The sequence below is a fragment of the Stenotrophomonas sp. PD6 genome, assembly GCF_049199305.1.
Taxonomy (GTDB): domain Bacteria; phylum Pseudomonadota; class Gammaproteobacteria; order Xanthomonadales; family Xanthomonadaceae; genus Stenotrophomonas.
The window spans coordinates 152283-162216 of record NZ_JBLZQD010000009.1; the positions used below are offsets into that span (position 1 = coordinate 152283).

At 61.8% G+C, this 9934-nt stretch carries 6 protein-coding genes; 3 read left to right on the plus strand and 3 right to left on the minus strand.

Annotated elements, in window-relative coordinates:
* Positions 1 to 573 carry a dCTP deaminase gene (dcd, locus tag ACOZHM_RS13960; protein WP_282246624.1) on the plus strand — a complete coding sequence of 191 codons (573 nt, stop codon included), beginning with the start codon at positions 1 to 3 and terminating at the stop codon, positions 571 to 573.
* 43 nt (positions 574 to 616) lie between these two features.
* Here the strand turns inward: dcd and ACOZHM_RS13965 are convergent, their stop codons facing one another.
* A complete protein-coding gene (locus tag ACOZHM_RS13965) occupies positions 617 to 784 on the minus strand; it encodes a LiaI-LiaF-like domain-containing protein (RefSeq protein WP_259205760.1) in 168 nt (55 codons plus the stop codon).
* 430 nt (positions 785 to 1214) lie between these two features.
* On the opposite strand from ACOZHM_RS13965, the gene ACOZHM_RS13970 reads away from it, so the two are divergent.
* Positions 1215 to 6965, plus strand: a complete 5751-nt coding sequence (locus tag ACOZHM_RS13970; RefSeq protein WP_421569918.1) for an RHS repeat-associated core domain-containing protein — start codon at positions 1215 to 1217, stop codon at positions 6963 to 6965.
* A 72-nt stretch (positions 6966 to 7037) separates the two neighbouring features.
* Here ACOZHM_RS13970 and ACOZHM_RS13975 read toward each other — a convergent pair whose 3' ends face one another.
* Together ACOZHM_RS13975 and ACOZHM_RS13980 are read right to left on the minus strand one after the other, a co-directional pair.
* Positions 7038 to 7460, minus strand: a complete 423-nt coding sequence (locus ACOZHM_RS13975; RefSeq protein ID WP_421569919.1) for an HIT domain-containing protein — start codon at positions 7458 to 7460, stop codon at positions 7038 to 7040.
* Entirely contained in the window at positions 7457 to 8128 is a 672-nt protein-coding gene (locus ACOZHM_RS13980; RefSeq protein ID WP_421569920.1) for a dienelactone hydrolase family protein, read from the minus strand. Before ACOZHM_RS13980 ends, ACOZHM_RS13975 begins: the two co-directional genes overlap by 4 nt.
* A gap of 211 nt (positions 8129 to 8339) precedes the next feature.
* On the opposite strand from ACOZHM_RS13980, the gene rimO reads away from it, so the two are divergent.
* Complete coding sequence (gene rimO, locus ACOZHM_RS13985; protein WP_421569921.1) at positions 8340 to 9707, plus strand: 30S ribosomal protein S12 methylthiotransferase RimO; 1368 nt, start codon at positions 8340 to 8342, stop codon at positions 9705 to 9707.
* Positions 9708 to 9934: the final 227 nt, after the last annotated feature.

Genomic DNA, 9934 nt, shown 5'->3' on the forward strand with positions numbered 1-9934 from the left:
ATGAGCATCAAGAGTGACCGCTGGATCCGCCGCATGTCCGAGCAGCAGGCCATGATCGAGCCGTTCGAAGCCGGCCAGGTCAAGCAGGCCAACGGCCAGCGCATCGTCAGCTACGGCACCTCCAGTTACGGCTACGACGTGCGCTGCTCGCGCGAGTTCAAGGTGTTCACCAACATCAACTCCACCATCGTCGACCCCAAGCACTTCGATCCGGGCAGCTTCGTGGACATCGTCGGCGACGAATGCATCATCCCGCCCAACAGCTTCGCGCTGGCGCGCACCGTGGAGTACTTCCGCATCCCGCGCGACACGCTGGTGGTGTGCCTGGGCAAGAGCACCTACGCGCGCTGCGGCATCATCGTCAACGTGACCCCGCTGGAGCCGGAGTGGGAAGGCCACGTCACCCTGGAATTCAGCAACACCACGCCGTTGCCGGCGCGCATCTACGCCAACGAAGGCGTGGCCCAGATGTTGTTCTTCCAGGCCGACAGCGACGACATCTGCGAGACCTCGTACAAGGACCGCGGCGGCAAGTACCAGGGCCAGACCGGCGTGACGCTGCCGCGCACCTGAGCGGCGCGAGCAAAAAAAAGCGCGGAGAAATCCGCGCTTTTTGTTACTTCCCCCGCCCGAACAACAACCCGATCCCCACCGCCACCAGGATCACCGGCCACCAGGTAAGGATCAGGCGACCCAGATTCATGTTGGTCCAGCCAAGGTTGCTGGCGAGCAGGAACAGGCCAACAACGATCAGGACGATGGCGGCGACGAGATTGGAACGCATCAGGGGCAGGGTCCGCTTAGGGCTGGGGCGAATATCCTAGCCGTTCCTTCTGCATCGCGACATATCACCCCCATTGAAGCCAAGCGCCTGACCACGGCGCCATGGGCCGAGGGCGGTGCATGGCCTGCCCTTCCGGCATGCGCCGGCCGGCTGGGGCCACGCGCCGCATCAGACGAAACTGCTTTTGCCGATATTGCTTATCGCAGGCGTTTTCCCGGGCGTACCGTGCATCTCGTGCTTCCTCCACGAGGCCTTGCCAAACCAGACCGCTGATCCCTCCGTTGTATTCGGCGCCGGCCGAGTGCATCGGGCGCTCGTGGGTTTCAAACTGCTTTGATTCGCGATATCGGTGGCGGCGGTGTGAGTATCCCTCTGCCCGCCCCGGCTGACGTAGTCCTGACCCTTCAACTGAAGATTGGAGTGCAACGCCATGTCCGAGACGAACCTGATGAACCACCTGAATGACGCACACATCCAGGTGGACCCGCGCAGCGGGCTGGCCACGGGCCGAATCTCCATTGCCCGCCTTGTAGGCAATAACCGTGTCGGCCCCACCTTCGACGTGGACCTTGTCTATCGAGGCCCGGAAGAGGACTGGCACCTGGCCATGACCCGGATTCGCAGGACGGTCCATCAATCGAAGCCGGCGTTCGAGATCACCCTGGCCAGTGGCGCGACCTTCATCATGACCGGTACGCGAATGACGTCCCCGACCTTTGTCATCAACATCGAGCGCCTGGGGGCGGTCATCTACCACCGCGACGGCACGGTGGAGAGCTTCAAGGAGGTCGGGCCCGAGCCCAGCACTGAGAAAGAAGACTCGGACTTCAAGTTCATTCCCGACAAGTACAACGAGCAGCGCGAGGCGTACCGGAAGCGGAAGGTTGATTTCCTTGATTCCATGGACGGTGAGGAATACGTTCTGGAATCCATTACCACCCCGTTTGGGCATCAGTTGAAATTCGAGTGGCGAATCTGGCACGAGGACCGTCGGCTCGACCTCCCGACGGCACGCCACAGCTTCTATCGCCTGCACTCCATCAAGGACGACACGCGCACCCTGCTGGAATTCGATGGTGATCATCTCAACCGCCCCGCGTACTTCAAGCTGTTTCCCGGAGGTGGGGCGGATGAGCTGAAGTACAGCATGTCGTTCTTGGACCTGCCCGCCTCTGAAGCAACGTGCGCTGCGCTCTATCAGTATGGTGATGGCAAGCGAACCAGGACGACGCTCACGCCGGACAGCTTCAATACCCGGCTGGCCAGCATTTCAGTGGATGTCGCAGGAGGTCGGAAGCACAAGCGGGAGATCGAGTATGACCAGGGGGCGCTGAAATCCATCAAGGCGTCCGTCTCGGCAACGGCCACTACGTCTGAAACCGTCTCCCGTACTGGCGGAAAAGTCGTTTCTCTCGAGCGAAAAAGCATTGAAGGGATGAAGGGCCTGACGACCCGGTACACCTATGCCGGTCCAAAGGACAGTGCGGTGTTTACTGCCGAAACCGACGATGCGGCGAAGACCAAGGTGGTCAAGTACTTCAACGCAGCAGGGCGGCAGACGAAAGAAGAAGTCACCGCGTACGGTGTGACGTGGGTAGTGGAGCAGGACATCTCGTTCGACGATCAGACGGGGCGCACGATCGGCAAAACCATCGAGTCCCTGGAGGGTCAGGCGGGGTCGGAGGTGACGGTGAAATGGGAGATGGACACCGACGGAAACCTGCTGCAACTGGAGAAGGATGGCCTGGTGACGGAGTACACCTACTGCACGACCCTGCATCACATGAAACAGAGTATCGAGGCGATCAAAGTAAGCAACAACGATTTCTGGAGTTATCTGTTCTACCCGGTGGACGAGGCGCTCTGGGCGTCGGGTACCGACAGAGGGCTGACCTGGGGGAAGGAGGAGAAGCGGTTCATCAGCAAGGAGTCGAAGGGCTACAGCCCGGGGAAGGAGCTCTACAATCTCCCCGTGCCGCTTTCGTACCCCGGGGAGCGTTGCGGCTTTGATCGTTTCGTCGAGTCGGAAGTCATCTACAGGAGAGGCGCCACGTCCGCGTCCTTCCTCCAGGCGAAATTCTATTCCTACAAAGCAGTGAAGCCGAAGCGGGCGGTGGGGGCGGAAAGCCTGACGGATGGGGACACCCCGGCTATCGAGAAAGTGCTGACAGTGCTTGAGCCCGAGCTCGAGCAGATTGACTCCTTCAACCAGCGATATGCAGCGCTGATCGCCGCCGGCGATGACATGGAAAAATGGGCGGATGAGCTGTTCAGGCCGGGGGCGGGCGAGATGGATACCTCCAGCATATACGGCGACGAGCACATCATCCTGGGCGGCAACGAGCTGGGCAAGGCGCTCGACCAGGTGGGGGGTCTGAATGTGCTCAATACGCTGCACCACCTGAAAGAGCCGCGGTTCCAGCAGATATTCGTCGGCCTTGTGGAAGCGTCTGAAGTCCGTAAGGACAACCTGAAGGAACTTGTTCCGATCATGGTGAAGCGACTTGAGGGGGACTACAAGTCGCTCCAGCAGCAGGCGCGGAGAAATTCGCTCGGCTGGAAGTTGAAGTCCCACAAGGGAACGATGACCGTCGAAACCTTTGAGTACAGCGCGGCGCCGGCGGACTATGGCTTGCCCTCACGTATCGAGCTGCACCTGATCAACGGGGCGGGCGAGAAGGTCAAGGATTCGAAGGTTGAAACGCTCATCAGGCGTGCATACCTGCCTGATGGATTTGCGGTGACGACCGAAATCAAGTCAGAGGATGGCGCGAAATCAGTAACGACGATGAAATGCTCCTCGTTGACCGGGCGCGTTCTCAATGAAGGCAGCCCTTCCGGATCAACCGGGCCGGCCGAAAATGCTGCAGCGGTTCCGGAGGCTTCGCATCGAACCGTGTACGACGACCTGGGGCGTCAGACCGAAGAGCAGATGGTCCGGCAAGGCAAGACCCACGTTCTGTCGACAATCAAATATGACGACCATGGCCGGGTGGCGGAGCAGAGCACATTCGACTACCTGGCCAACGGCGACAAGCTCACGGAACACACGATCGTCTCGTCGTACGACGAGAATGGCAATCGCACCGTCGTTCGAACCCTGCGGGACGGCAAGGGCGAGGAAATCGATACCCTGACGGATGTGTACACCACCACACCGGGCGGCCTGACGACACTCACGCGGGGGAAGAGTGTATTCAATCGGCAACATGACGCCGCCAAGCGCACGGTGACCGAGTGGGAGGAGAAGGCATTTCCTTATCTGAAGACCGTCACCACCTCCAGCGTCGAAGGGTGGCTGAAGAAGATCGAGTACTTCAGCGTGACGGCGAAAGACAAAGAGGCCTTGCTGGCGCACCGGACGCTTGAGCATGATGCGGCGGGCCGCTGCACGAAAGTCTCCCAGACCGGCAGTCAGGACAGAACCTGGCAGTACGACGCGTTCGGTCGGGCAACCCAGCTGGTGTCGGGGGATGTCACGGTGAAGAACACATACCCGATCCATACCGCTGCGGCAGTGGCCACCCAGGCCAGCCTATCCGCGGGGGCATCCAAGGTCGAGCTGGGGACGCAGCAGTGCGACGGGTTGGGCAGAGTGTCGGCGCTGCAGGTCAAAGGGCTTGCAGAAACCATGTTCTCGTATGCCGACGGCGGCATGAATTGGGGGCGTGACAGCAGTGTGGCAGACCCTAAGTGCCTATTTTACAAGACTCTTGGAGGCAGTACGCCACTACCCGATAAAGAGGTGAAGACAGATCCGAAGCCGGAGACAAAGCCAGAGGTACAGACGGATGTTCACCCTTTGTTTTCAAGAATTCCTATCCGAATCACATCGTACAATCCTAAGGATCCTTACTTCGATAATCTCGATGAAGCGTTGAGGCCGAACTTGCCGGAGTTGGAAATAAAGTTCGTGATTCAAGATGTGGTAACCAAGCACGACGAATTGCCGGGCGCTGCGCCCGATATACTGCCTATCAAGCTTACCTCTCCCTTTGATCGAGAGCTCGACACAGAACGAGATGGCGGCCTTTCCAGTTCGCCGGCCCTTCGGGACGTCGAGACAGCGCAATGTGGCCAATTTTCCAGCACGCTGGACCTCGCGAGTCTTACGTACAGCGAGACTTACGAGGGGCTTACTTCCGAATCGACGTACAGTCTTCGGGGCAGCCTTGTTCAGTTCAAGGACATCGCAGGGAACACGACCCGACTGACCTATGACCTGCGCGGCATGATCGGCAAGATCAACGCTGCGGACGTGGCTGAAGCCACATTTGAGTACGACATCGAAGGGAGAATTCTGACTGAGACAATCAGGTGCCTGTCGGCAGCGAAAGACATGGTCGTGACCTTTGCCTATGACGCGATGGGAAATGAGATCAAGCGAACCTTCACCTGTGATGGCTTCGATACGATAACGATCGATCGCGCGCTATTGAGCGATGGCCGCTTAAAGAAAAGCACGCTCAACGTCAAGGATGTCGAGCGTAGAAGCGACAGCTACCAATATCATGATGGTGGCAGGCTGAAGGACTGGTCCTGCTCGGATGAAGAAGCTTTCGGCCCTGGTTCGGCAGGCTTTACACGTCAGGAGTTCACCTATGACACCCTTGGGAACGTAACCGAAATTGCGGGGGATTCGGCTGAGGGCGACGTGACGCGGAGGTTTGAGTTTTCCACAAATATTCCGGGGGCGTTGGCGAAGGGGGCCGATGATCGAGGCCGGGATGTTGAGTGCGGCGACCACAAAATAACCTATCACCCCAACGGTCAGGTCAAGGGCTACGACGGCTCGTCGTCTGACAGCAGCTATGAGTTCCAGTACGACGACTTCGGCTGTATTCGCGGGACCGTTCACGGTGATTGTCGCGAGATATATCACTATCGCGGAAATAGGATCTATGCCAGGCAACGGGTGGATAAGTCGGGTTCAACAGCCTATGGGTATCACGACCGTACGATAATCGTCATGAGCGAAACGTCCGGTTGCCTGCTGCAGCAGATTCATACGAAGAAGGATCTTGCTGGCGAGGCTGTCATTACCACCAGCTTTGAACTGCGCGATGCGGAGGGCTCGATTTTCGCCAGTTATGATCTTTCCACCAACACCGTGACCTATTTCAGCTACACGCCCTACGGTTATCGCAAGCCCGGGAATGACGGGGTCACGTGGCTGGGCTTCAAGGGTGAGCCATTGAACCCCTTGGGGCTGTATCACCTGGGCAATGGCTATCGCCTGTATGACCCCCAAAGCTGTCGCTTTCAGTCGCCGGATTCCTGGAGTCCGTTCGGCTGGGGCGGTGCCAACCGCTACAGCTACTGCGGCAGTGATCCGGTCAATCATCGAGACCCCCGTGGGCACCGGATCGAAGTGTGGAGCGAGCGACGCTCCCTGGAAGACCCCATTCTCAACGACCCTTTGAATATCGTATGCACGGTCGCCAATATTGCCAGCATCGCATTGGCACCCTTTACCGGCGGGTCAAGTGTTGTTCTGCGGATAGCAGCGGGTGTGGTCGCTACCGCGATGGCAGGGGTATCGACCGTCTCCATGGTGATCCAGAACAAACGCCCGGAGCTCTCGGCATTCCTGGATGGACTTACCCTCGTTACCGGGCGACGCGTGGATGGCATGATGGCCACCCTGTCCCGCTCGCTGAAGCCGCTGGCACGGGGTGCGGTACGCTCCAAGAACATGAAGCTGCTGGACACGCTGGGCGATGGGGTCGACGTTGTCCAGGCGGGGCTGTTGGCCAACAGTTTGAAGGGCCTGTGGTTCAGCGCTGATGCGCCTGACGGCGACGCCGATCCCGCGGGTGGCGTTTCAAAGTTTCTTGGAGGCAACGGGCTTGCAAGCCAGGATGCCCCCCAGTCGGTCACGGAGCTTCCAGTGATCCCGGTCGATCCGTTCCTCGCCAGCTGCACGCCGTTGCAGGACGCCATTGCCCGAAAGTGGGCCACCCAGGACAAAATAGATGTGGCGGCCGTTTTCAGGGCCTACATGCTCTCTGCGGGTACCTTGACCATGGAAAACCGCGGCCCGTTGGCCGCAGGAAACAAGATGTTCAACGACCTGGCGATGTACGGCGTGCACTACACCGATCCCGACGGCATGTATTGCCGTGGCAATTCGCCGGGGTTCCTGGCGGAGGAGACAACCGGTTTCAGGCCCTTCGCCTGAAAGACGGAGGCTGCGGTTGAGTCGGGCGGCAGTTGCTGCCGCCCGCCTTGCCGCTCTCAAGGAGACGGCCAATCAGGTCTGGGGCGAGTATCCCAGCCGTTCCTTCCACATCGCCACACGCTCCTGCAGCACCGCCGCATCGAAGGGGCGAGGCTGGCCATTGCCCCATACCGGCGCCGGCCATGCCGGATCGCCGACATGCCGGCCGACCACGTGGAAGTGCAGCTGCGGCACGATATTGCCCAGCGTGGCGAAATTGATCTTCTCGACCCCGTCGGTGCCCTTGAGCGCCCGGCAGCAGCGGTTCAATTCGGTGCGCAGCAGGTCCTGCTGGTTGCCGTCCAGCTCCAGCCATTCGGTGATGCCGGTCACGCGCGGCACCAGCACCAGCCAGGGATAACGTTCGTCGTTCATCAGCCGCACTTGCGACAACGGGCCTTGGTCCACCAACACGCTGTTGGTGGCCAGGCGTGAATCCAGTTCGAAATCGCTCATCCAAGATGCTCCGCAAAGAAGGCAAGGGTGCGTTTTAGCGCCAGCTCGGCGCTGTCCGGATCATACGCATGTCCGACGCTGCGGTTAAAGGCGTGATCGGCGGGGTAGACGAAGGTGTCCATCTTGGGCAGCTTCTCCCGGTGGGCCTGGATGGCCTCCGGCGGGATGCTCTTGTCGTGGGCGCCGAAGTGGAACATGACCGGTGCCTTGGGCGTTTCGTCCAGGAACTGCACGTTGCGGGCGCCGTAATAGCTCACCGACGGCAGGCCCAGGCGCAACGCGGCGAGCAGGGCGATGCTGCCGCCCCAGCAGTAGCCCACCGTGCCGACCTTGCCCGCCGGCGCCAGCCGCGAGGCGGCGGCCCGGACCACTTCCAGCGCCTTCTCCACCCCCAGCGCGTTCACATGCTCCAGCCCCTGCTTCACGCCGTCCGGGTCGTAGGGCAGGCTGTCGGGATCGGCCTCGGTGCCGTCGATCAGGTCGAAGAACGAGGGGGCAAGCACGGCGTAACCTTCCGCGGCGTAGCCTTCGGCCACCTCACGCACATGCGCGTTCACGCCGAAAATCTCCTGGATGGCCACCAGGCCCCCGCGCGGCTTGCCCTGCGGCGTGGCCTGCCAGGCCCGGACCGGACCGTGATGCGTATCAATCGTGACCCACTCACCCATTGCCAGACTCCAGTTGGTTCAGGCGCTCATTATCCGTGCGGCGCAGGTTAGCGGGGTGTCGCGGGCGTGCACGGGTTGGCGGTTGGCGTTGCCGCAGCAGCCGATGCATTCAGGGCTGGGGGCCCAACGTCGGTATACTTGCCGCCGTTTCCGGCCCCAGGTCCCCCCGCCATTCCGGCGTGGGCCCAGGCCCCCAGAGTCCCGCGATTCCATGTCCCAGCTGAACCCCAAAGTCGGCTTCGTCAGCCTTGGCTGCCCGAAGGCCCTCGTCGATTCCGAGCGCATCCTCACCCAGCTGCGGGCCGAGGGCTACGACATTGTTCCTTCCTACGATTCGGCCGACGTGGTGGTGGTCAACACCTGCGGCTTCATCGATTCGGCGGTGACCGAGTCGCTGGACGCGATCGGCGAGGCGATGAACGCCAACGGCAAGGTGATCGTCACCGGCTGCCTGGGCAAGCGCCCGGAGCAGATCCGCGAGGCGTATCCGGACGTGCTGGCCGTGTCCGGGCCGCAGGACTACCAGAGCGTGATGGAGGCCGTGCATGCGGCGCTGCCGCCCAAGCATGACCCGTTCGTGGACCTGGTCCCGGACTACGGGATCAAGCTGACTCCGCGGCATTACGCGTACCTGAAGATTTCCGAAGGCTGCAACCACCACTGCAGCTTCTGCATCATTCCCTCGATGCGCGGCAAGCTGGTCTCGCGCCCGGTCGACGAAGTGCTGCGCGAGGCCGAGCGGCTGGTGCGTGGCGGCGTCAAGGAACTGCTGGTGGTGTCGCAGGACACTTCCGCCTACGGCGTGGACGTCAAGTACGCCGAGCGCATGTGGCGCGACAAGGCCTACCAGACCCGCATGAAGTCGCTGTGCGAAGGCCTGTCCGAACTGGACGCCTGGACCCGCATGCACTACGTGTACCCGTACCCGCATGTGGACGACGTGGTGCCGCTTATGGCCGAGAACCGGATCCTGCCGTACCTGGATATTCCGTTCCAGCACGCCAGCCCGCGCATCCTGCGGCTGATGAAGCGCCCGGGTGCGGTCGACAAGACCCTGGAGCGCGTGCAGCGCTGGCGCCAGCTGTGTCCGGACATCACCGTGCGCTCGACCTTCATCGTCGGCTTCCCGGGCGAGACCGAGGCCGAGTTCGAGGAGCTGCTGTCGTTCCTGGACGCGGCGCAGCTGGACCGCGTGGGCGCGTTCGCCTACTCGCCGGTGACCGGCGCCACGGCCAACGACCTGCCCGACGCGGTGCCCGAAGAAGTGAAGCAGGAGCGTCTTGCCCGCTTCATGGCCCGTCAGGCCGAGATCTCCGCCGCGCGTCTGGAGGCCAAGATCGGCACCGTGCAGCAGTGCCTGGTGGATGCGATTGAAGACGGTATCGCCGTGGCCCGTTCCAAGGCCGACGCACCGGAGATCGACGGCCTGGTGCACATCCAGAATGCCGACGAGGCCCGTCTGCGCGTGGGTCAGTTCGTGGACGTGGAAATCACCGAAAGCGACGACCACGATCTGTACGGCGACGCGCTGATCGATGAAAGCCCGGCGAAGAAGCTGCTCGACCTCAAGGTGCTGTGAGCGGGGCGGCCGCCCCCCCCGCGGGCCGGGGGGGGGGGGGGGGGGGGGGGGGGGGGGGGGGGGGGGGGGGGGCGGGGGGGGGGGGCTACCCGGCGGGGCGGGGGCCCCGGGGGGGCGCCCAGCGCCAGGCCGAGCGCCGGCCAATGCGGTGACCCGATTCCGGCCGTGAGGTACAGCCCGCGCGCAACGCCGTCGCCATCCACTTCGATGTCGCTGTGGCCCAGCGT